Annotated in this window: 20 protein-coding genes and 1 tRNA gene; 8 read left to right on the plus strand and 13 right to left on the minus strand. The window is 73.3% G+C overall.

The window, feature by feature from the left end; all coding sequences use genetic code 11:
* Window positions 1-370: 370 nt before the first annotated feature.
* Window positions 371-1,231, minus strand: a complete 861-nt coding sequence (locus tag GT358_RS10380) for an N-formylglutamate amidohydrolase (protein ID WP_166582552.1) — start codon at window positions 1,229-1,231, stop codon at window positions 371-373.
* A gap of 230 nt (window positions 1,232-1,461) precedes the next feature.
* On the opposite strand from GT358_RS10380, the gene GT358_RS10385 reads away from it, so the two are divergent.
* The 3 genes from GT358_RS10385 to GT358_RS10395 all read left to right on the plus strand — a co-directional run bounded on the left by GT358_RS10385 (window position 1,462) and on the right by GT358_RS10395 (window position 3,130).
* A tRNA-Val gene (locus GT358_RS10385) sits at window positions 1,462-1,536 on the plus strand.
* A 65-nt stretch (window positions 1,537-1,601) separates the two neighbouring features.
* The gene (ykgO, locus tag GT358_RS10390) at window positions 1,602-1,727 is read left to right on the plus strand and encodes a type B 50S ribosomal protein L36 (RefSeq protein WP_166582553.1); all 126 of its coding nucleotides are present in this window, start codon (window positions 1,602-1,604) and stop codon (window positions 1,725-1,727) included.
* A 149-nt stretch (window positions 1,728-1,876) separates the two neighbouring features.
* Complete coding sequence (locus GT358_RS10395) at window positions 1,877-3,130, plus strand: ABC transporter substrate-binding protein (RefSeq protein WP_166582554.1); 1,254 nt, start codon at window positions 1,877-1,879, stop codon at window positions 3,128-3,130.
* Window positions 3,131-3,178: 48 nt separating this feature from the next.
* Here the strand turns inward: GT358_RS10395 and GT358_RS10400 are convergent, their stop codons facing one another.
* Complete coding sequence (locus tag GT358_RS10400; RefSeq protein ID WP_166582555.1) at window positions 3,179-4,819, minus strand: peptidoglycan-binding protein; 1,641 nt, start codon at window positions 4,817-4,819, stop codon at window positions 3,179-3,181.
* Between the two features lie 168 nt (window positions 4,820-4,987).
* Window positions 4,988-5,323: a DUF3775 domain-containing protein gene (locus GT358_RS10405; RefSeq protein WP_166582556.1), complete on the minus strand. Its 336-nt coding sequence runs from the start codon at window positions 5,321-5,323 to the stop codon at window positions 4,988-4,990.
* 213 nt (window positions 5,324-5,536) lie between these two features.
* On the opposite strand from GT358_RS10405, the gene GT358_RS10410 reads away from it, so the two are divergent.
* On the plus strand, window positions 5,537-6,118 hold the full coding sequence (locus GT358_RS10410) for a sigma-70 family RNA polymerase sigma factor (protein ID WP_166582557.1): 582 nt from the start codon (window positions 5,537-5,539) through the stop codon (window positions 6,116-6,118).
* Window positions 6,119-6,128: 10 nt separating this feature from the next.
* Here GT358_RS10410 and GT358_RS10415 read toward each other — a convergent pair whose 3' ends face one another.
* The 9 genes from GT358_RS10415 to GT358_RS10455 form a co-directional block, all read right to left on the minus strand.
* Window positions 6,129-6,644 (minus strand): hypothetical protein, encoded by a 516-nt coding sequence (locus tag GT358_RS10415; protein WP_166582558.1) that lies wholly within the window; start codon window positions 6,642-6,644, stop codon window positions 6,129-6,131.
* Between the two features lie 59 nt (window positions 6,645-6,703).
* Window positions 6,704-8,536, minus strand: coding sequence for a DNA mismatch repair endonuclease MutL (gene mutL / locus GT358_RS10420; protein ID WP_166582559.1), 1,833 nt, complete (start codon window positions 8,534-8,536; stop codon window positions 6,704-6,706).
* Window positions 8,537-8,579: 43 nt separating this feature from the next.
* Entirely contained in the window at window positions 8,580-10,064 is a 1,485-nt protein-coding gene (locus tag GT358_RS10425; RefSeq protein WP_166582560.1) for a pitrilysin family protein, read from the minus strand.
* Window positions 10,061-11,461 carry a M16 family metallopeptidase gene (locus GT358_RS10430; protein WP_371416266.1) on the minus strand — a complete coding sequence of 467 codons (1,401 nt, stop codon included), beginning with the start codon at window positions 11,459-11,461 and terminating at the stop codon, window positions 10,061-10,063. Before GT358_RS10430 ends, GT358_RS10425 begins: the two co-directional genes overlap by 4 nt.
* Window positions 11,462-11,607: 146 nt before the next feature.
* Complete coding sequence (locus GT358_RS10435) at window positions 11,608-11,793, minus strand: hypothetical protein (RefSeq protein WP_166582562.1); 186 nt, start codon at window positions 11,791-11,793, stop codon at window positions 11,608-11,610.
* A gap of 76 nt (window positions 11,794-11,869) precedes the next feature.
* Window positions 11,870-12,454, minus strand: coding sequence for a signal peptidase II (locus tag GT358_RS10440; protein WP_166582563.1), 585 nt, complete (start codon window positions 12,452-12,454; stop codon window positions 11,870-11,872).
* 1 nt (window position 12,455) lies between these two features.
* Window positions 12,456-14,039 carry a bifunctional phosphoribosylaminoimidazolecarboxamide formyltransferase/IMP cyclohydrolase gene (gene purH, locus GT358_RS10445; protein WP_166582564.1) on the minus strand — a complete coding sequence of 528 codons (1,584 nt, stop codon included), beginning with the start codon at window positions 14,037-14,039 and terminating at the stop codon, window positions 12,456-12,458.
* Complete coding sequence (locus GT358_RS10450; protein WP_166582565.1) at window positions 14,036-15,781, minus strand: heparinase II/III family protein; 1,746 nt, start codon at window positions 15,779-15,781, stop codon at window positions 14,036-14,038. Before GT358_RS10450 ends, purH begins: the two co-directional genes overlap by 4 nt.
* Window positions 15,782-15,824: 43 nt before the next feature.
* Complete coding sequence (locus GT358_RS10455; RefSeq protein ID WP_166582566.1) at window positions 15,825-17,264, minus strand: RsmB/NOP family class I SAM-dependent RNA methyltransferase; 1,440 nt, start codon at window positions 17,262-17,264, stop codon at window positions 15,825-15,827.
* Between the two features lie 187 nt (window positions 17,265-17,451).
* Between GT358_RS10455 and GT358_RS16700 the strand changes: the two genes are divergently transcribed.
* The gene (locus GT358_RS16700) at window positions 17,452-17,610 is read left to right on the plus strand and encodes a DUF1674 domain-containing protein (RefSeq protein ID WP_243730836.1); all 159 of its coding nucleotides are present in this window, start codon (window positions 17,452-17,454) and stop codon (window positions 17,608-17,610) included.
* Window positions 17,611-17,614: 4 nt separating this feature from the next.
* Here the strand turns inward: GT358_RS16700 and dapB are convergent, their stop codons facing one another.
* Window positions 17,615-18,427: a 4-hydroxy-tetrahydrodipicolinate reductase gene (dapB, locus tag GT358_RS10465; protein ID WP_166582670.1), complete on the minus strand. Its 813-nt coding sequence runs from the start codon at window positions 18,425-18,427 to the stop codon at window positions 17,615-17,617.
* 132 nt (window positions 18,428-18,559) lie between these two features.
* Here dapB and rbfA point away from each other — a divergent pair, with 132 nt between their 5' ends.
* The 3 genes from rbfA (at window position 18,560) to truB (ending at window position 20,746) form a co-directional block, all read left to right on the plus strand.
* Window positions 18,560-18,970: a 30S ribosome-binding factor RbfA gene (gene rbfA, locus GT358_RS10470; protein ID WP_166582568.1), complete on the plus strand. Its 411-nt coding sequence runs from the start codon at window positions 18,560-18,562 to the stop codon at window positions 18,968-18,970.
* A gap of 68 nt (window positions 18,971-19,038) precedes the next feature.
* Window positions 19,039-19,764: a phosphodiester glycosidase family protein gene (locus GT358_RS10475; protein ID WP_243730837.1), complete on the plus strand. Its 726-nt coding sequence runs from the start codon at window positions 19,039-19,041 to the stop codon at window positions 19,762-19,764.
* Window positions 19,765-19,837: 73 nt separating this feature from the next.
* Complete coding sequence (truB, locus tag GT358_RS10480; RefSeq protein WP_166582569.1) at window positions 19,838-20,746, plus strand: tRNA pseudouridine(55) synthase TruB; 909 nt, start codon at window positions 19,838-19,840, stop codon at window positions 20,744-20,746.
* The last annotated feature ends 3 nt before the right edge of the window (window positions 20,747-20,749 follow it).

The following is a 20,749-nucleotide window of genomic DNA, read 5'->3' on the forward strand; positions in this document are numbered from 1 at the left end:
TACCATCACTGTCAAAGAGCAGGCCCCAACAGACAGAAACCTCTCCGGTGCGCCCGATCGTTCAAGCGCGTCCCGAAGAGAGCGTCGTCTGCTGTGGCCGACCGTCCGTCTGCTTCGCGTTCCGCGTCGCCGCCGTCCGACCGTGGAGGCAGTCTCTACAGCGAGGTTTCGGAGGGTGCAAGGGATTTTTTCGCCCCCTCCGTCCTGCCGTGGCGTCAGCCCCGTCCGGCCGGCACCGCAGCGCCGACCGGACCCCCCAGATGGGGCCCCGTGGGCGAGGTTTCAAGGGGTCGGCCCGACGATCCCGGGAGTGTCCGGGACACCGGGCCGGGCAGTCCGGGTTGATCCGCCGCAGACCGGGCGAAGGAGACTATTCCGCGGCCAGACGAAGGCCCTCGGGGCGACCGATGGCCGTCAGATCGGCGACAACCCCCTCCAGAAGCCTTCGGAAGGGCTCGAACCCCTCGTGAGGCTCCACGAGGCGCTCGTCCATGTAGAGCGAGCGGTCGATCTCGACCTGGACGGCGTGCTGACGTCGAGACGGGCGGCCATAATGCTGGACGCTGTAGGCGCCCGCGAACGGCATGTTGCGCAGCACGCGCAGCCCGGCCGCGGTGAAGGCGGCTTCCACCCGGTCCATCACCACCGGCGAGGCGGCAGCCCCGAACCGGTCGCCCAGGACGACGTCAGGCTTGCGGCCGCCGACCACCGCGACCGAATCGAGCGCCTCGTGAGGCATGGAATGGCAATCGATCAGGATGGCCTCGCCGAACTGGGCATGGCTTTCGACGAGGAGGCCGGCCAGGGTTTCGTGATAGGGGCGCCACCACAGGTCGATGCGGTCCTGCGCCTCGGCCAGCGCGATGCGTCCGCGATGGATCGGCCGGCCGCCTGCCACGACACGCGGGATCACCCCCAGTCCCGAAGCGACGCGCGGGTTGTGCACCGGACGGCGCACCCCCTCGATCAGGGCAGGGTCGAGTTCGTCCGGGGCGCGGTTGAGATCGACAAAGGCCCGTGCGGCGGCTCCGGCGATCAGGGGAGCCCCGTGGCGCGGCGCGCTGCCGAAGAGAAGGTCCACAAAGGCATCCTCCGACGAGCGCATGGTTCGCGGGTCGAGCTCGGCCCGCGCGAGGAACCCGGCCGGGCAGAACCGTCCCGAATGCGGCGAGGCAAAGACCACGGATGTCGTGCGCAGCGAGGGTCGGGACAGGTGAAACGCCGAGGTCATGGGCTCCGGTCCAGCTCCTCTGCAGCAGCGCCGCCTGCCAGCATATAGCGGCGGGCGGCGAGGCCGGAAGATGCTCCGCTCCGTCGCCCTGCCTTCCGGCGGAGCCATGCCGTCCGGGAGCGTTTTCCGGGACCCCGGGCGCAACGCGACAACGGGGCCTTGATCTCGAGGGCCGTTGCCTCTAGGAACCGCCCACCCGCGGCGCGGCTCCTTGGGTCGCGCGGCAGGACGGGCGGTTAGCTCAGCGGTAGAGCACTACGTTGACATCGTAGGGGTCACTGGTTCGATCCCAGTACCGCCCACCATTCCAGCAGGTCCGCCTGCCAGGCCGCAACCCCGGCGCGTGTGCGCCGCGAAAGGAGGGACGACGATGAAGGTCGCCAACTCGCTCCGCTCGCTCAAGCTGCGCCACCGCGACTGCCGCGTGGTGCGCCGCAAGGGCCGCGTGTACATCATCAACAAGACCCAGCGCCGCTACAAGGCCCGTCAGGGCTGAGCGCCGGGACCGGAGCAAGGTCCGGGCCGCCGCGAGGGGTCGCGGCGGCCTTTCTGCATTCCGCGGCGGCCACCACATCGCGCTGGTCTTGGCGGACCGGTCCGCATAGGCTCCGCGTCATCGCCACGGCATGAGGGAGGGCCGGACCCATGAGACGCACCGGGATTGCGGGAGGAGGGGCGGCGATCCTGATCCTCGCCTCGGCCCTGCCGGCGGCCGCGCAGGATTTCTGCGGCGGCGCGAGCGCGGGCGGGCAGTGGATCGGCGGGACCGAGGCGGCCTCCGACCTGACCGCCGCGCCGGCCGCGCTCGAGCAGATGGCGCTCGTGCTGGGCGGCAGCGACTACGTGGCCCTGTTCTCGCTCTCGGAGGCGGCCGAGGTGCGGCTGGAAGCCCAGGGACGCGGGACAGGCGATCCGGTCATCGACCTGCGCGACGAGGACGGACGCATCCTGCTGTCCGACGACGATTCGGGCGGAGACCGGGCAGCGCGGGCGGAGACGCGGCTCGAGCCGGGGCGCTACTGCCTGTCGGTCTCCTCGTATGACGGCTCTCCCATGACCGGGGTGGTGCGGATCGGCCTGACATCGCACGAGGCGCTGACGGCCGGCATGGATGCCGCGCCCGAGCCTCCATCCCCCGGCGGCGCAGCGCCGGGCGACCTGTGCGATCTGTCCACGCTCTCGACCTTTCTCTCCGATGGTGCCCCGATCGATGCGGATCTGGGCGCAGGCGTCTCGGCCACGGCCTCCGTGGACGAGGTGCCGTTCTGGGGCTTCCGGCTCGCGGCGCCCGCCCCCCTTGTCATCACCGCGCAGAACGCGCAGGCCGATCCGGTCATCACCCTCTACGACGAGGGCGGCAGCTTTCTCGGGGAAAACGACGATTGGGACGGGCTCGATTCGCGGCTCGAGATGACGGCGCCCCTGCCGGCCGGCACCTACTGCCTCGCGGTGAACGCCCTGTCGGACCGGGGGCAGCCCATCACCGTCACCGTTTCGCGCTTCGATGCGCAGGCGGCGCAGACAGCGCTCTACGATCGCGCCGAGGCGTCGCCGCCCCTGGACGGCTCGCACCCGGTCGAGGATCTCGGCGCCCTCGAGGCGCGGCTGCGCCGCGACGTCCAGAGCACCTCGACCGCCCTGTGGTTCGCCTTCGACGTGCCCGAGGCGGGGCTCGTCCTGATCGAGACGGTGACCAACGGCCAGGGCGATCCCACCCTCACGCTGTTTGACGATTTCGGCCGCCAGATCGCCTTCAACGACGACAACGGCGAGACGCTGGACAGCCGGATCGTCGCGCGCGTGATGCCGGGCACCTATCTGGTGGCGCTGCGCCAGCTCGAGACCGACAGCAGCGCACTGACGCGGATGCTGTTCGAGCGCTTCGAGCCCGCGCGCTGAGACAGGAGGGCGGGCTGCGGGACGCAAGGACCGGCAGCCCTTCCCCCATCAGTCCTGCAGCGCGCGCTGGAGGGTGTCGGCGAGGATGCGCACGAGCGTCGCCTCGTCGAGAAAGCCCGACACCGGCAGTCCGCGGTCGCGCTGGAAGTTGCGCAAGGCGCGACGCGTATCGGGATCGAAGCGCCCGTCCACCGCTCCGGGATCGAGCCCGAGCGCCGCCAGGCGCTGTTCGACCACGCGCGCGGTCAGCGCGTTGAGGCCGAGCGCCTCCTCGGCAGCGCGTCCCTGCGCGCGCACCTCGCTGCGATCCGCTTCGAGCGTGGCGATGCGGGCGCGCGCCTCGGTGGCAAAGAGGCCCCGCGGAAAGGATTCGAGATAGCCCTGATAGGCCCGGATCGTGTCGGCGCCGCGAGCGGAATCCCACGCCGTGCGGTCGGCGGCCTCCGCCTGGCGACGCTTGTCCTCCTCGATGCGGGCCAGCCGGTCCTCGGCATTGCGGGCAAAGAGGCCATCGGGATAGCGCTCGAGATAGGCCCGCAGGCCCGCCTCGTCGCCCCGCGCGCCCGTCTCCTCCCAGTAGGACCGGTCGGCGGCTTCCACGGCCTGACGCTGGCGCTCGGCCTCGGCCTCGAGCTGGGCGGCGCGCCGGGCGGCCTGGGCCTCGATGCGGCCGATCTGCTCGGCCGTCAGATAGCCCGTCTGCGCAAAGCCGTTCTGCTGCTGCCAGTCGGTGACGGCGCGACGCGTGCCGGGGCCAAAGATGCCGTCGATGCCGCGCGGATCGAAGCCCAGAAGCGTCAGGTTGCGCTGGATCGTGCGCCGCGCCTCGGCCGTGAGGCCCAGCCCTTCCTCGGCCAGTCTCTCGGCCCGGAAGGGTTCCGCGCGGATGGACTCGATGGCGGCGCGCGCCTGGGCGGCATACCGGCCTTGCGGGTAGGCCCGCAGGTAGTTCTCGTAGGCCGCCACCGTGTCGAGCGAGCTGGCCCCCTGCCAGAGCGCGTTCTCGTCGGCCTGCAGGGCCTGGGGACGGGGGGCAGGGGCCGAGGGGGCGAAGACGAAGCCTCGCGGCAGATAGCCCTCGGGCCGGATCGCCCCGTTCTCCGTGACCAGGCGCGACAGGTCGGCGCGCGGGCGCGCCATCTCGTCGGCGAGGAACTCGGCGGCATCGCGCGGGCTGCCCACCAGAACCGTCACGCCCTGCGGGGCCTCGATCCGGCCCAGTCCTTCGGACAGCCAGGGATCGAAGGCGGCACTGGCCGACGCCTCGACCCCGAGAAGCAGCACCGCCCGCGACGGCGCACGGGCCAGGACCTGCAACAGGCTCTCGACGGAGACCGCGCGGGGATCGAGGGTCATCAGCCCCGGCGCCGGCGCCTCGCGCGTGAGATACCAGCTGCGCTCGCCGTCCGTGACGAAGCGGCCCGACAGCGCGACCAGAAGGCGTTCGGCCTCGGGCGCCTCCTCGAGAAAGGCGGCGAGGGCGCCGGCCACCTCTCCGGCGCGGGCATCCTCCAGCACCGTGACATCGAAGCCCAGCGCCACGATCCCGTCCACGGCCTCGGCGATCTCGGCGCCTCGGGGGAGGTCGGGCAGGCTCACATAATCCTCGGTGCCGATCACGAGGGCGAGGTTCTCCGCCCAGGCCCCGAAAGGCCAGAGCGCGAAGGCGGCGAGGGCAAGGCGGCGCATGGTCGGGGCTCCGTGGCAGGATGGGTGACGGCAGTCGCGCATCGGGATCGCGGCGGGGCCCGCGCCCCGGCGAGGGAACACGGGTCTGCCGCGCGGGCCCCGCCCTGACAGAGGCGCAGGCGGGGCTGCTAGGCAATAACGCCGCGCCTTCATCGCCTGCATCCCGTTTCAGACGGGGCGGGTGACGTCGTCCTCGGCCTCGCGCGGGTCGATGCCCATCGCCTCGAGGCCCGCCTCGAGATGGTCGGCCAGATGGGGCGAGCCCTTCAGGTAGCTCGCGGTGGGTGTGGTCGCCTCCTCGATCGCGGTGCGCCGCGCCTCATCCCATTCCTCGGGTTCGAAGTCGCCCCGCCCGACCCACATCAGCGCGACGAGATCGGCGCGTTCGTCCTCGTCCATGGCTTCCACGAGGCCGTCGAACTCGGCCTCGGCGCCGGGCATCTCCTGGGCGATCTCGCGCGCCAGCAGGATCACCTCGCCCACCTTGTCCGCCGCGATGTCCATGCGATCCTCCGCCTTGCCGCCGGTTCGAGACTGGGGGGCGGGCGCCGGCGGCGCAAGCCCCGTCCCCGTTCTCCCCGGCGCGGCAACGAGGGGGCGGCGCGATGGTTCCCGCAGCCATTCTGCGCCGATGCACAGAAAAACCCTTGCGGACGGGCTAGCAGGAGCGGGTCTCGCCTCTATCTGCAGGCAGGCCACCGCCAAGGGAGATGAGCGATGGACGCAAGCCTCCAGACGGACTCCCACCCTCCGAGTGCTCCGCCCGGGTCCGGGCACGATCCCTTTGTCGCCGATCTGATCAGGGTGCGCGATGCCGCCGACCAAGTCGCCTTTGCCCGCCTGTTCCGGCATTTCGCACCGCGCCTGCGGGCCTTCCTGATCCGCTCCGGCTCGCCGCCCGAAGTCGCCGAGGACTGCGCGCAGGAAGCGATGGCCTCGCTCTGGCGCAAGGCGCATCTGTTCGATCCGGCGCGCGCCAGCGTGACGGCCTGGATCTTCGCCATTGCCCGCAACCGGCGCATCGACCTCGTACGGCGCGAGCGGCCTGCCCCGGATGCACTGCCCTGGGGACCCGAGGCCGAGCCGCCCCAGGCGGAGATCGTCGCCCTGCGGCAGGAAGGAGCGCGCCTCGTTGATGCCCTGCGCGTCCTGCCCGAGCCCCAGCGCCTGCTGGTCGAGCGGGCCTACTGGGCGGACCGGACCCATTCGGAGATCGCGGCCGAGACGGGCCTGCCGCTCGGTACGGTCAAGTCCCGCCTGCGCCTGGCGCTCGGACGTCTGCGGGCCGAGCTGAGCTGAGCGCACTGCCTCAACGGTGCGGCGCGCCGGACTCGAGCGAGGGGCCGGTTCCCGGGCCGGTCCCGTTGTGCCGCGCATTCCACGCCAGCGGCAGGAATGTGCCGGACACTTCCAGAAAGCCTTCCCCGCCGGGGTGGAGCCAGAACCGTCCCTGCGGCAATCCGCTGACCACATACCAGTCGGGCGTCCGGTCGAGCCGTCCTGCCGGTCCGCGCTCGCCGCCCGAACAGATGGCCTGCCCGTGGCGGCAGGGCACCAGCCGCCCGGTCCGCAGCGCCCCGGTGCCGTCGGTCCAGACCAGGGCCATGTCCCCGTTCTCGAACGGCTGTTCGCGGAATCCGCCTTGCACCGCCCGGTCGAGGGATGCGGTCAGCCGCCCCCAGTCGAGAGCCTCGCCCATGGCAGGGGGCGGCCGGAGCGGAGCCGCAGACGCGGCGGGGGGATCGGCGAGGCCACCGGCCTCGCCGGACGGGCTCCAGAGCCACAGGGCCGTCAGGCCCGCTGCCGCAACCCGTGTGGCGCTCATCGCCCCCTCCCTGCCGATCCTGAATCGGACACTAGGCCGCTGCCGTTCCGGGTCCATCCCTATCGACGGCCGAACAGGGCCTCGATCTCGCGGAGCGAGAGGGCCACGAAGGTGGGGCGACCATGGTTGCAGCTGCCGGCGCCCGGCGTGCGCTCCATCTCGCGCAGCAGGGCGTCCATCTCCTCGAGGCGCAACCGCCGTCCGGTCCGCACGGAGGCATGGCAGGCCACCCGAGCCAGGATCGCGTCGAGCTGCCGTTCCAGGGCTTCCCGGACCTGTCCCGCCTCGGCCAGCGCTCCGGCCAGCAGGCGCAGCAGCCGCGTCCCGTCGGTCCCTGCCAAGGCAGCCGGGAGGGCCCGCAGCAGGACTGCCTCGCCGCCGAAGGGCTCGATCTCCACGCCGAGCGCCAGCAGGGCGGGTGCCGCATCGAGCAGGCGTTCGGCTTCCTCGGGCGACAGTTCGGCCACAACCGGCACGAGAAGCGGCTGCGAGGGGACCTGTCCGCTCCGCGCTGCCTTGCGGAGCCGCTCGAGAAGGATCCGTTCGTGGGCGGCGTGCGCGTCCACGAGGACGAGACCATCGGGCGTTTCCGCGATGATCCAGTTGGCTCCGATCTGCGCGCGCGCGGCCCCGAGCGGATGCGCCGGCGGGGTTCCCCCCCCCTCCCATCGGCGCCCTGCGGGAGGGGCGGTCTCGGCGAAACCGGTCAAGGCGGGAGAGACGTCGGCCTGGACCGGACCGGACGTCCCCTCGCGCGGAGGCGGGAGGCTGTCGGCCGGAGCCGGAGCGGTCCCCGTCGCAGGGCTGCGGGCCAGACGGTTCAGCGCCGCCTGTGCCAGGCCCGGCCCGGGCCGCAGCGGCCCGCCGAGCGCCCGCCGCAGCGCGGAGACCACGGCCGCGCGCGCCAGATCCGGCTCCCGGAAGCGGACCTCGGCCTTGGCCGGGTGAACGTTCACATCGACCCGCCTTGGATCGCAGTCGACGAAGAGCACCGCTGCCGGGTGCCGGCCTGCGGGCAGCAGGTCCCCATAGCCTGCCCGCAGGGCGCCAAGCAGCAGCCGGTCGCGCACCGCCCGACCGTTGACGATGACGAACTGCGCCATGCCGGCTCCTCTCGCCTCGGCCGGAAGGGCGGCAAGACCGGAGATCCGGAAGCCATCCCGCTCGGCCTCGACGGGAATGCAACCGGCCGCGAAGCGCTGGCCCAGCACGGCGGCGATCCGGCGGGCGGCCGCGTCGTCTCCGCTTTCGGCATCGAGGCGCAGCAGCAGACGCTCCCCCTCGTCGCCGAGTTCGCGCAGCACGAACGCCACTGCCGGTGCCGAGAGGGCGAGGCGGCGCAGCGCATCGAGGGTGGCGCGCCGTTCGGCCTGGATGCCGCGCAGGAAGTGCAGCCGGGCCGGCACGGCGAAGAAGAGGTCGCGCACCTCCGCCACGGTCCCGCGCTCGATCGCCGCCGGCACCACGGGACCGACGCGGCCCGCCTCTGCGACGATGCGCGCGCCTTCCTGCCCCGACACCCGGCTCGTCAGCGACAGGCGCGAGACGGACGCGATGGAGGCCAGCGCCTCTCCCCGGAAGCCCAGATGGCGCAGGTCCAGAAGGTCGCGACCGTCCGTCTTGGACGTGGCGTGCCGCGCAAGAGCGAGGGGCAGCTCCTCGGCAGGGATTCCGCAGCCGTCATCGGCCACCCGGATCAGCCGTCTCCCCCCGTCCGACAGCGCCACCTCGATGCGGCGGGCGCCCGCGTCGAGCGCATTTTCCACCAGCTCCTTGACGGCCGAAGCCGGCCGCTCGACCACCTCGCCCGCAGCGATGCGGTCCACCGCCTCGGGCGCGAGGGGCCGGATCGGCCGACGTGGCGGATCGACGAGCGGATCGGTGCGCAGCATGCGGGTGAGCCTAGCACCCCCGCCCGCGGGGAGACCAGCGGCCCTATTCGGCGGGCGCCAGAAGGACCGGCTGCTCCCCGGCCGGACCGGGCGGCGCAATCCCTTCCGGGCCCGGCGCGGACCCGACCGGAGACCCGCTGCCGAGGCTTTGCGGTTGGCCCACGACGACAAAGGTCAACCGGTCGGGGTCCATCAGACGCCTGGCCACCCGGCGAACATCCTCGAGGCTCACGGCCTCGACGAGCGCGTTGCGTTCGGTGACATAGGAGGGAGGAAGGCCCACCATCTGGATCGCGACCAGCATGGTGGCGATCTGGGCGTTGCCGCCGAACCGGAGGGGATACTCCCCCGTCAGATAGGTCTTGGCGGCATCGAGTTCCGCCTGCGTCACCCCCTCCTCCGCGACATCGGCCCAGATCGCGCGCACGGTCTCGATGGCCTCGGCCACGGTCGCGTTGGACGAGGCCACGGAGCCGAGCCAGGTCGCACCGAGATCGCGCGGCACCAGGGCCGTGCCGATCCCGTAGGTCAGGCCACGCCGCTCGCGCACCTCGCGCATCAGCCGCGACTGGAAGCCGGGACCGCCGAGGATGTGGTCGAGCACAAAGGCCGCGAACCAGTCGGGGTCCTCGCGCGCGATGCCTACCTGCCCGAACACGGCGACCGATTGCGGCGAGGGGAACTCCACCACCGTCACGCCCCCCGCAAAGGCCGGCTCCGCGCGCGGCGGCAGCGACGGACCTTCGGCGGGCAGCGCGCCCAGCAGGTCGTCCAGCAGACGGCCCAGTTCGTCGGGCCCGATATCCCCCACCGCCCCCACATAGACCCGGTCGCGGACGAGTGCCGCCCGATGGGCCGTCACCAGATCCTCGCGTGTCAGCGCCGAGACCGACTCGACGGTGCCATTGAGCGAGCTGCCATAGGGATGGTCCGGGAAGGCCAAGGCCGACAGCGCCTCGCTGGCGAGCGCCGAGGGGTTCTGCGCATCCTGCGCGATGATCGACAGCACCTGCCCGCGCACGCGCTCCACCGCGTCCGGATCGAACCGCGGCGCCACCAGCGCATCGCGCAGAAGCGCCGCCGCCTCGTCCCGGCTCTCGGTGAGGATGCTGGCCGAGATGGCAACCGTGTCGTCCGTGGCGTTGAAGCGGAACAGGGCACCCAGCGCCTCGCGGGCTTCCTGAAAGGTCCGCGCGTCGCGGTCGCCTGCGCCTTCCTCCAGAAGGGCCACCATCAGGTTGACGGCTCCGCGCCGCCCCTCGGGATCGAGCGATGCACCGCCGCGGAAGCGGATCTCCAGCGCGACGAAGGGGATGGAGCGCTCCTCGACCAGCCACGCCTCGATGCCCCCGGGCGAGACGACCTCCTGGATCTCGACCGCCGCGCGGACCGGCAGGCTCCAGAGCAGAAGAAGGGGCACGAGGGCGAGCGCGGCCAGACGCGGACCGAGACGGAGGGCGAGGCGCAGCAGCGGTCGGAGCGCCGGGACGCGCGCCACCAGCGCCGCGATGGCGAGAGCGGAGATCATGGTCTGTCTTCTCCCCCGGAAAGATCGGGACCCTGCAGGGCCGGAACCGTCGCCGTGCCGTCGGCCGCGGGCGCCCGGACCCACAGCGTCACCGAGCGGCGCCGGTCGAGAACCCGGGCTGCCGCGGCCTCGACCGCCTCCGGCGTGACCGCCTGAAGGATCTCGGGCCAGGCCTGCACGTCCTCCACAGTCAGTCCCGTCGCCAGGGCAGCGCCGTAGCGGTTGGCCAGGCCCTCCACGTTGTCGAGCGCGTAGATCTCGGATGCCCGGATCCCCGTCTTGATCCGTTCGAGCTGGCCGGGATCGACCCCCTCCTTGAGAAAGCGGGCCAGCGCGGCGTCGAGGGCGGCCTCCGCCTCCTCCAGCGTCACCCCCGGCACGGGCGCGACCGTGAGCGAGAAGATGCCGTCATCGAGCGCGACCCCATCATAGGAGGCGCTGGAGAACAGCGCGACATCCGCCTCGAAGGTGAGATCGCGCGCCAGGACCGAGGTGAAGGACGACCCGCCGAGGATGCGCGCGAGCACGAACAGCGCGGCCGCCTCGTCCTGGTCGCCCGCGCGTCGCGCGGGCGCGAGATAGCTTCGCGCCAGATACGGCTGGGACACGCGGGCGTCCTCGTAGAGGACGCGCCGTTCGGCGAGATGAGGAGGCTCCTGGGCCCGCAGGCGCGGGGGCAGGTCGGGCTCAAAGGGCAGCGGTCCGTAATGCTCCTCGGCCAGCGCGATCACCGCCTCGGGTTCGACGTCGCCCGCGACGACCAGGATGGCGTTGTTGGGCGAATACCACAGATCGTAGGTCTCGAGCACCGCCTCCATGTCGAGCGCCTCCATCTCGTGGCGCCAGCCGATCACGGGCACGCCGTAGCGGTGGTTGAGAAACAGCGCCGCGCGCATCTGTTCGCGCGCGATGGCGTTGGGGTCGCTGTCCACGCGCTGGCTGCGCTCCTCCAGGATCACCTGCCGCTCGGTCACGATGTCCTCCTCGGTCAGGCGGAGGTTGTTCATGCGGTCGGCCTCGAACTCCATCATCAGCGGCAGCCGGTCGGCGGCGACGCGCTGGAAGTAGGCGGTATAGTCGTAGCTCGTGAAGGCGTTGTCGCGCCCGCCCTGCTCGGCCACGACGCGGCTGAACTCGCCCGCCTCGCGCGTCTCGGTGGCCTTGAACAGCAGATGCTCGAGGAAGTGCGCCACGCCCGACCGGCCCACCGGCTCGTCGGCCGAGCCCGTCCGGTACCACAACATGTGGACGGCGGCCGGCGCGCGATGATCCTCGATCACCACGATCTCGAGACCGTTGTCGAGCGTTGCGGTGGTTACCTCCTGCGCGGGGGCAGGCGCGGCGGCCGCCAGCAGGAGCAGGATGGTGGCCGGAACGGACAAGGAGCGGCTGGGCACGTGGATCTCCCCTGCGGCTTGCGGGCGGAGCTTCGCGGAGGGCCGCGCCATCCGCAAGCGGGGGCCACGGCGACGTGACCGGGCCGGAGGTCCGGCCGGCCCTCGGCGCTCCGCTCCTCCTCGAGGATTCCTCCGGTCCTGCGGCGTCAGACCGGGGGCGGCAGATCGAGTCTGGGCGGGATCACCAGCGGGGGTGCGGGGGTGAGCACGACGGGGTTGGGCGTCGGGCGCCTGACCTCGGCGCGCCAGTCGCCCCGCGGGCCGCCGCAGGCGGCCAGCAGGCCGAGAGCCACAAGCGCCAGGGCGCGCGGAACAGGGATCTTCGCCGTCATGCCTCTCCCTTAGCGCAAGCGCGCGGCGCCGTCACCCGCCGTTTGAAGGGCCTGCGGCGGTCTGCCCGCGGCGGCGTCACCCGCGCCGTGCGGGCCGGCGCGGCCGCGCGGCACCCGTGCCTCCCGCAAAGAGCACGAGGCCGACCGCGCCCAGAAAGATCGCGATGTCGGCCACGTTGAAGGAATACTGCGCCTCGAAGGACAGCCGTCCGAAGCTCAGCGTCCGCACGAGCCAGCCCAGAGCCTCGCCGAAGAGCGGGAAGTTGACGAAATCCGCCACGGCTCCGTAGAGGACGCGATCCACCACGTTGCCCAGCGCCCCGCCCACCAGAAGCCCGCCCGAGACCTGCACGCGCCGCCCGCCGCCTTCGCGCCAGATCCAGACCACCACCGCTGCGGCGATGACGAGGGCCAGGACGACCAGCAGCCAGCGCAGGTCGAAACCCGACAGAAGGCCGAAGTTGACCCCGCTGTTCCAGGCCATCCGAAGCGTGACCACGGGGGGCAGCAGGTCGATCTGCAGCCGCGTGGCCAGGTCCATGACATGCACGACAAGCCACTTGGTGATCTGGTCCAGGAGAAAGACCCACAGGGCCGTCCACAGAAGCAGCCGCGGCAGACCGGGACGGAGGGCGGATCGCTGGGGGGAACGATGGCCCATGTCAGTGCCGGAAGTGCCGCATGCCGGTCGTCAGCATCGCCAGACCCAGCCGATCGGCGGCTTCCGTCACGGCCTCGTCCCGGACCGATCCGCCGGGCTGGACCACCGCCGTGACACCCGCTGCGGCAGCCGCTTCCAGGCTGTCGGGGAACGGAAAGAAGGCGTCCGAGGCCATGACGACCGCACCCTCCGGCGGCGTGGAGCGGCCCTGCAGCTTCCAGACGGCCATCCGCACCGCATCCACGCGGCTCATCTGGCCCGCTCCCACCCCCACCGTGGCCCCTCCGGCCGCCAGCACGATGGCGTTGGATCGGACATGCTTGACCACGCGCCAGGCGAGCCAGAGGTCGCGGAGTTCCTCCTCGGTGGGTGCGCGTCGCGTCACCAGGCGCCAGTCCTGCGGCAGGATGCGACCCCCGTCCCGGTCGCCGGCCAGAAAGCCGCCCCCCACCTGCCGCCACAGCAGACCCGGCCGCGTCGGGTCCGGCGGCTCGCCGGCCAGCAGCAGGCGCAGGTTGGGCTTGCGTGCGAACACGGCCCGGGCCTCCTCGTCGGCGTCGGGCGCGATCATCACCTCCGTGAACAGGGCCGTCACCGCTTCGGCGGCCGCCCGGTCCAGGGGCCGGCTCAGCGCCACGATCCCGCCAAAGGCGCTTGCGGGGTCGCAGGCGAGCGCCCGCGCATGGGCGTCGGTCAGGCACCCTCCTACCGCGACGCCGCAGGGATTGGCGTGCTTGACGATGACGCAGGCGGGCTCGTCGCGGAACTCGGCGAGGCATTCCCAGGCGGCGTCGGCATCCAGGACATTGTTGAAGGAGAGCGGCTTGCCGCCGACCGGCTCGACCGCAGCAAGACCGCCCGGATCGCCCGAGAGGTAGAGAGCCGCCCGCTGGTGCGGGTTTTCGCCATAGCGAAGGGGGCGCGCCAACCGCCCGGCCGCCATATGCCAGACGGGAGGGGTCTGCAGCGCCTCGGCGAACCAGGCGGCGATGGCCCCGTCATACGCGGCCGTGCGCCCGAAGGCCTTGGCGGCCATCGCCCGGCGAAAGGCTGCCGTGGTCCCGCCATGCGTGCGGAGATCCCCGATCAGGGCAGGGTAATCGGCCGGTTCGGTCAGGACGGCGACGGTGTCGTGGTTCTTGGCGGCCGCGCGGATCATTGCCGGCCCGCCCACGTCGATCTGCTCCACCAGCTCCGCCGGTTCGGCTCCGGCCGCCAGTGCCTGCTCGAACGGGTAGAGGGTCACGGCCACGAGGTCGAAGGGCACGATGCCCTGCGCGGCCATCTCGGCCGCATGGCCGGGATCGTCCGGCCGGCCGAGGATGCCGCCATGGATGCGCGGATGCAGCGTCTTGACCCGGCCGCCCAGGATCTCGGGATGACCCGTGACGGCCGCCACCTCCGTCACGCTCAAGCCCTCGTCGCGCAGATGCGCCGCCGTGCTGCCGGTGGAGACGATCTCTGCCCCGCCCTCCGCCAGGGCACGGGCGAGGTCCGCCAGTCCGGTCTTGTCCGACACCGACAGGAGCGCGCGCCGGACCGGCCGCAGACCGGCCGGAGCGGCAGGGGATGTCGGGGTGCTCATCGCTCGTCCTCCCAGGGCTCGTCCGGCGCCCAGTCCCGCAGGCCCAGGGGTGTGCCGTCAGACTTGGCCAAAGTCCAGCGCAGCCGCGTCGTGGGGCCGCGAACCCGGCCTCCCAGCACGGCCTGAAGCGTCGGCCGCGGCGCGGGTCGTCCCGTCTCCAGCCAGACGGACGGCTCGAGCGCGACCGATTCCGCTCCGTCCTGCGTCAGCAGCCATTCCTCGCCGCTGCGCAGGCCCACCACCACGGCCCCGCCGGACAAGTCGGCTTCCGCGTCGGGGTGAAGATGGAAGCGGACCGCGAAGGGCAGGCCCGCTCTGCCCGAGGATTCCAGAGCCGCATCGAGCCGCACCCCGTCGGCCCGCGTCAGCGTGGTCAGAAGATCCTCGCCGTCCAGGCGCCGCCCATCCGGTGACAGACGCAGGACGCGTGCGCAGGTCAGGCCATGGCTGGCGCGCCACCCGTCATGGGCCAGTTCGGCGCGCAGCCCCTCCGACAGGGGCGTGATCTCGGCAATCACCCGTCGGGGCGGCGCCTCGAGCCGGGGGCCCTCCTCTCCGGGCCGGTGCCGACCCAGCCGCGCGGAGGACAGCCCGTCGAGCGACAGCGCCGAATGGCTCGGCGTGGCGCGCGCGGCGCGGCGCCAGTCGGGCCCGAAGCCGCGTCCCGGCCCGCAACTGACCACCAGCGGACGCCGGCCGGAGGTGACCTCGATCGCGAGAGTGGAGGCATGCGCCCCGGCCGCCTCCCGCTCGGCAGGCGGCGGCGCGGCATCGGCGATCACGGTGGTGCGGCCCGCGGCCAGGCGCAGATAGCCCATGGACAGCCCCCCTCCCGCCGAGGTCCGGTGGCCAGGCCGACCGGCGGCCGCGAGCACCGCCTCGAGACGGCCCGGTTCGCCCCGGTCGCCGCCGTGGAACCGCGCCAAACCGCCATCGGCATGGCGGAGCGTCCGCAGCACCGGCGCAGCCCGCGCCACCGCTCCGCCCAGGGCCGGATCGGGCGCGATCCCCGCGCGCTCAAGCGCCGCAACCGCGCCCAGAAGGTGCTCGACCACGTCCAGGAGCTCCTCCGGCGACCGCGAGGGGATGCCGCCGTCCGGCCCCACCGCGCGCGCCGCCTCGCGTCCCAGCGCGCGGGCGGCGCCCTCGGCCCAGGGCCGTGCCGCAGGCAGGGCGAGCCCGCCCAGCACAAGGGCATGAAGCGCCGCGATCCGCTCTGCGGCGCCCGCCGCCACGCGCCAGCGGCGGCGCAGGAAGGCCGCTTCGCGGCCGGCCAGGCGGGCCAGATCCGTCTCGCGCAGACCGTCGCTCCCCCGCATCAGCAGCGCCCCGTGTCCGAGAAGGCGCAGCAGACGCGAGGTCGCGAGAGAGGGGGTCCAGCCCGGGCCGGCTCCCCGGCCGTACCGGCGCGCCCAGTCGCGCACCCAGCCCTGTGCGAGGGTGCGCGCCGGCGCCGTCCCCAGCGCGGCCAGATCGTCAAGCCAAGCCCAGCCGTGCAGCGCGGCCGCGTCCGCCGAGCCGCCGAGATCCCAAGGCGAGCGGCCGCCCAGCGCGATCTCGGTTCCTCCCAGCACGATCCGTCCCTCGAGCAGGCGGCGCCCGCGGGTCGGGTCTCCCGCCAGTCGGGGTTCGGGCAGGCGGAGGTCGCCCGCGCGCGGCGCCCGCAGCGGAGCGAGCCGGGCGGCTGCCCGGTCTCCCCAGAGCCTCGCCCGGCTCCGCCAGGATGCGATCCGGTCCTGCATCGGCTGCCCTCCGGACGGGTTCAGACCGGCGCCGGGCGCGCGATCACGTGGCGTCCCGGCCGCCGGACCGGCACAGCCGGACCATGTAGAACCCGTCGAGACCGCCCTCGGCCGCCCAGTGATCGGGCCGCGTGCGCAACCCGCCCTCCGCCGTCTGCCAGGACGGATCGGCGCCGCCGGGCAGAACCGGCTCCACCCTCAGGTCCCCGCGCCGTGCCAGAAGCGCGCGGACCTGCTCCTCGCCCTCGGCGGGCAGGAGCGAGCAGGTGGCGAAGACAAGCCGCCCTCCCGGCCGGACCAGATCCGCCGCATGGTCCAGAAGGCGAGCCTGCGCCTCAATCAGGCCGGGAATTTCGGCCCCGTCGCGCGCATGAGGCAGGTCGGGGTGGCGCCGCAGGGTTCCCGTCGCCGAACAGGGTGCATCGAGCAGCACCGCGTCCCACCCGCCTTCCCGGAACTCGAGCGCATCCGCCTCGATCACGCGCGCCTGAAGCCCGGTCCGCGCGAGATTGTCGCGCAGCAGGGCCAGACGGGCCGGCGACAGGTCGAGCGCGGCGACCTCTGCCCCGGCAGCGGCCAGCTGAAGGGTCTTGCCGCCCGGAGCGGCGCAGAGGTCGAGCACCCGCTCGCCGCGCCGCGGCGCCAGCATCCGGGCCGGCAGTGCCGCGGCGGCGTCCTGGACCCAGAAGGCGCCCTCGTGCCAGCCCGGCAGCGCCGTCAGCGCACCGCCCGCCGCGAGGCGCACGCTGCCCGTGGGCAGCAGCCGCCCTCCGAGACGCTCGGCCAGGCCGGCCGGATCGTCCCGGGCGGTCAGGTCGAGGGGCGGCGGCGCCTCATGGACGCGCTCCATCGCGCAGACGACCTCCTCGCCCCAAGCCGCCACGAGGGGCTCTCGCAGCCAGGCGGGCAGCCGCGCCGGCGGCAGCGCGGCCCATCCCGCCGGCCCCTCGACCGCGAGCGCGCGCAGCACGGCATTGGCCAGACCCTTGTAGCCCGCGGTACGCGAGCCTTCCCCCAGAAGGGTCACGGCCGCATTGACGGCGCCATGCGCCGCCTCTCCCATCGCGATCTCGAGCGCCGCGAGCCGCAGCGCATCGCGCACCGGAGGCGGCGGAGCGCGGCGCAGACGCGGCGCGATCCAGGCATCCAGCCGATCCAGATGCCGCAGCGTGGCGCTGGCCAGCCGCAGGGCCCGTGCCCGTGCCTCGGGAGGCAGCGGGGCCAGAAGCCCGGCCACGCGGGCGTCCGACAGGAGCATCCCGTCCCCCGTGACCGCTCCGAGAAGGCGCAGGGCAGCACGGCGGGGCAGAAGTCCGGCCGGATCGGCGGGCGGAGCAGGCCGGCGGACGCCGTCGGCTCGGGCCGGACCGGGACGGCCGGGACCGCGCCGGCCTGCCCGGCGGGGATCGCTTCCGCGCCCGCCGCTCCCGCCCCGTCCGGCGCCGCCTGCACCGCCACCGCGGCCAGGCCGATCCTCCGCCATGACGCTCGGCCTCCCTGTCGCCGTCCGACGCCGCGCCCTATATGGGCCCCGTGCCCCCCCTGCAAGGCGCCGCAGCCCGGCCCTCACCGCCCCGGAATGCCCCGTGACAGACCCGTCCCGCCCTGACGCCTCGACATCGTCCGACACCGGATCTCCGCCCGGGCCGGCGGACGAGACCGGGCGTGACCTGCCCCCCGCGGCGCAGCGCGCGCTGGCAGAGGCCGCCATGCGCCGCCGCGCCGCAGCAGCTGCGCCGCCTCCGCCGGTCGAGAAGGGCGGACCGGCCGGTCCCGATCCCGTCCGCTACGGTGACTGGGAACGCAAGGGCCGCGCCATAGACTTCTGACGGCTCAGCCGATCCCCAGCACATCGGCCATCGTGTATTCGCCGGGGCTGCGATCCTGTCCCCAGAGCACGGCGCGGATGGCCCCCCGGGCGAAGATCGCGCGGTCCGTGGCCACATGGCGCAGCACCACCCGCTCCCCTTCGCCGCAGAAGATCACGTCGTGCTCGCCCACGATGTCGCCGCCGCGGATCGCGGCAAAGCCGATCCGCCCCTGGACGCGCGGCCCCGTCATGCCGTCCCGTCCGCGCTCGGCCGCCTCGTCGAGCCTCTGGCCGCGTCCGCGCGCCACCGCCTCGCCCAGCATCAGCGCGGTGCCGGATGGCGCATCGGCCTTCATGCGGTGATGCGCCTCCACGATCTCCACGTCCCAGTCCTCGCCCAGCGCCTGCGCGACCCTGCCCGCCAAGGCCACGAGCAGGTTGACCCCGAGGCTCATGTTGCCCGCCCGCACGATCACCGCGTGGCGCGCGGCCGCCCTGATGCGCGCCAGATGCGCCTCGCCGAAGCCCGTCGTACCGATCACATGGACCGCGCGCGCCTGCGCGGCGAGGTCCGCGAAGCCGACGCTCGCCTCGGGTGCGGTGAAGTCGATCACCCCCTGGGCGCGGGCGAAGGCCTCGATCGGGTCGTCGGTCACGGTGATCCCGAGAGGTGCACCGCCCATCGCCTCGCCCACATCCCGACCGATCCAGGGATGGCCCGGCCGCTCCAGCGCAGCGGCGACATGCGCGCGCGGGTCGGCGGCGAGCAGGCCGAGCACCGCGCGTCCCATCCGGCCCGACGCCCCGGTCACGACGATCCCCGGGCGGCCGGGCACATCTCCCCCCTCACCCTGCCCCGCTGCCGCCATGACGCTCCTCCCTTCCGGTCCCGCCCCCTCCTAGCGGGCAGGGCGGGTGCTGGCCAGCCGCGCTTGGCATCGCCGGCCCGTCGGCCTATGTGGGGCCGCATGACCCGGTCCCAGCGCCAGCTCCGCGTGGGCGAACTTCTCCGCCGCGCCCTGTCCGAGATCCTGTCCGAAGGCGGCCTGAGGGAGCCTGCGCTCGACGGCGTGTCCATCACCGTGGGCGAGGTGCGCGTTTCGGGCGACCTCAGCATCGCCACGGCCTATGTGCTGCCGCTCGGAGGCCGGGGCGCTGAGGAGGTTCTGGACGCGCTCCGCCGCTCGAAGGGCGAGATCCGCCATCGCCTCGGGCGGATGGTCGATCTGCGGCATGTGCCCGACCTGCGTTTCATGCGCGACGACAGCTTCGACCGCATGGACGCGACCCGCCGGATCCTGTCCGATCCGCGGGTGCGTCGGGACATCGAGGACGGCAGCGCGGGACCGGAGGCATCCTCTCCGGGCGAGGAGCCGTGACCCTCGCCCTGCGGAGACCCGCGGCGTCGGTGGCCCTGATCCGGGCGCTGCGCCGTGTTGCGGCATCCCTGGCTGGGCTGGCTGCCCTGGCGGGAGCCGCGACCGCCGCCGCGGCCGTCGAGTGCCGCGACATCCGCTTCGAAGACGTGCCCTACACCATCTGCGAAGTCCGGCCGGCCGAATCGCGACTGCGCCTGTTCCTGCGCGACGCCCAGGGCCGCCCCTTCGGGCATTTCGCCGCGGTGGAGGCCGAGCACGGCCCCCTCGCCTTCGCCATGAACGCGGGGATGTATCATCATGATCGCCGGCCGGTCGGGCTCTACCGCGAAAGGGGAGAGGACAAGGCACCCCTCGTGCTCGGCCCCGGTCCCGGCAATTTCGGCATGGTGCCCAACGGGGTGCTCTGCCTCGGCCCGGACCGCGCCCGGGTGATCGAATCCGAGACCTTCGCCCGGTCCCGTCCCGACTGCACCGAGGCGACGCAATCCGGTCCGATGCTGCTGATCGAGGGGACCATCCATCCGCGTTTCCTGCCCGATTCCGAGTCGCGCCATGTCCGCAACGGGGTTGGCACCAGCGAGGATGGCACGCGCGCGGTGTTCGCCATCTCGCGCGTTCCGGTCACCTTCTGGGACTTCGCGCGGCTGTTCCGCGACGGGCTCGGCCTGCCGGATGCGCTCTATTTCGACGGGCGCGTGTCGCGGCTTCACGCGCCCGCGCTCGGCCGGTCCGATTTCGGCCGCGCCATGGGACCGATCGTGGGCGTCCTAGCGGCCGAGGCCGGCGAGCGCTGATCCGACCGGCCGGTCTTGACCGGTCCGGCCCACGGGCCTAGGGCCGCGACTCTTCGACAAGGGAGGGTGCGACATGGCGCGCAGATCCACGGGACGCGACATTTCGGGCTGGCTCCTGCTCGACAAGCCGGCGGGCGTGACCTCCACGGCGGCGGTGGGGCGCGCGCGCTGGGCACTGGGCGCCCGCAAGGCGGGCCATGCGGGCACGCTCGATCCCGCCGCCACGGGCCTTCTCGCGATCGCGCTGGGCGAGGCTACCAAGACCATTCCCTTTGTCACCGACGCCCTCAAGGCGTATCGCTTCACCGTGCGCTGGGGCGCCGAAACCACGACGGACGATGCCGAGGGCGAAGTCCTGCGCCGGACGGACGCCCGTCCCGATGCCGCCGCCATCGAGGCGGCGCTGCCCGCCTTCCGGGGCGACATCCTCCAGACCCCGCCCGCCTTTTCGGCCGTGAAGGTCGCCGGTGCGCGAGCCTACGACCTCGCGCGCGAGGGGCAGGCTCCGGACCTGTCCGCCCGGCCGCTCCACGTCGCGCGCCTCGATCTGGTGGAGAGGCCGGACCCGGACCGCGCCGTGCTCGAGATGGTCTGCGGCAAGGGCGGCTATGTCCGCGCGATCGCACGCGACCTCGGCCGCGCCCTGGGCTGCCTTGGGCATGTCGAGAGCCTGCGCCGTCTCTGGTCGGGCCCCTTCACGGTGGCGTCCGCCCTCGAGTGGGACGAGCTGGCCCCCGGCACAGGGATCGAGGATCGCCTCCTGCCGCTTGAGGCGGCGCTGGCCGGGCTGCCCGAATGCCGTTGTGCACCGGGGGCCGAGGCCGCGCTGCGCCACGGCCGGCCCGGCGCCGTGATCCCCCCGCGGCCGCTGCTCTGGGGCGAGGAAGCCTGGGCTTCGGCCGGGGGACGTGCGGTCGCGATCGGCACCTGGGAGGGCGGCCATCTGCGCCCCTCGCGCGTGCTCGCCAGCACCGGAGCCTGACGA

Source organism: Rubellimicrobium sp. CFH 75288, assembly GCF_009904055.1.
Lineage (GTDB): Bacteria > Pseudomonadota > Alphaproteobacteria > Rhodobacterales > Rhodobacteraceae > Rubellimicrobium.

What these genes read in the sequence shown, in the direction of transcription:
- GT358_RS10380 (WP_166582552.1), bottom strand. Translation starts at nt 1,231, where the DNA reads ATGACCTCGGCGTTTCACCTGTCCCGACCCTCGCTGCGCACGACATCC.
- ykgO (WP_166582553.1), top strand. Translation starts at nt 1,602, where the DNA reads ATGAAGGTCGCCAACTCGCTCCGCTCGCTCAAGCTGCGCCACCGCGAC.
- GT358_RS10395 (WP_166582554.1), top strand. Translation starts at nt 1,877, where the DNA reads ATGAGACGCACCGGGATTGCGGGAGGAGGGGCGGCGATCCTGATCCTC.
- GT358_RS10400 (WP_166582555.1), bottom strand. Translation starts at nt 4,819, where the DNA reads ATGCGCCGCCTTGCCCTCGCCGCCTTCGCGCTCTGGCCTTTCGGGGCC.
- GT358_RS10405 (WP_166582556.1), bottom strand. Translation starts at nt 5,323, where the DNA reads ATGGACATCGCGGCGGACAAGGTGGGCGAGGTGATCCTGCTGGCGCGC.
- GT358_RS10410 (WP_166582557.1), top strand. Translation starts at nt 5,537, where the DNA reads ATGGACGCAAGCCTCCAGACGGACTCCCACCCTCCGAGTGCTCCGCCC.
- GT358_RS10415 (WP_166582558.1), bottom strand. Translation starts at nt 6,644, where the DNA reads ATGAGCGCCACACGGGTTGCGGCAGCGGGCCTGACGGCCCTGTGGCTC.
- mutL (WP_166582559.1), bottom strand. Translation starts at nt 8,536, where the DNA reads ATGCTGCGCACCGATCCGCTCGTCGATCCGCCACGTCGGCCGATCCGG.
- GT358_RS10425 (WP_166582560.1), bottom strand. Translation starts at nt 10,064, where the DNA reads ATGATCTCCGCTCTCGCCATCGCGGCGCTGGTGGCGCGCGTCCCGGCG.
- GT358_RS10435 (WP_166582562.1), bottom strand. Translation starts at nt 11,793, where the DNA reads ATGACGGCGAAGATCCCTGTTCCGCGCGCCCTGGCGCTTGTGGCTCTC.
- GT358_RS10440 (WP_166582563.1), bottom strand. Translation starts at nt 12,454, where the DNA reads ATGGGCCATCGTTCCCCCCAGCGATCCGCCCTCCGTCCCGGTCTGCCG.
- purH (WP_166582564.1), bottom strand. Translation starts at nt 14,039, where the DNA reads ATGAGCACCCCGACATCCCCTGCCGCTCCGGCCGGTCTGCGGCCGGTC.
- GT358_RS10450 (WP_166582565.1), bottom strand. Translation starts at nt 15,781, where the DNA reads ATGCAGGACCGGATCGCATCCTGGCGGAGCCGGGCGAGGCTCTGGGGA.
- GT358_RS10455 (WP_166582566.1), bottom strand. Translation starts at nt 17,264, where the DNA reads ATGGCGGAGGATCGGCCTGGCCGCGGTGGCGGTGCAGGCGGCGCCGGA.
- rbfA (WP_166582568.1), top strand. Translation starts at nt 18,560, where the DNA reads ATGACCCGGTCCCAGCGCCAGCTCCGCGTGGGCGAACTTCTCCGCCGC.
- truB (WP_166582569.1), top strand. Translation starts at nt 19,838, where the DNA reads ATGGCGCGCAGATCCACGGGACGCGACATTTCGGGCTGGCTCCTGCTC.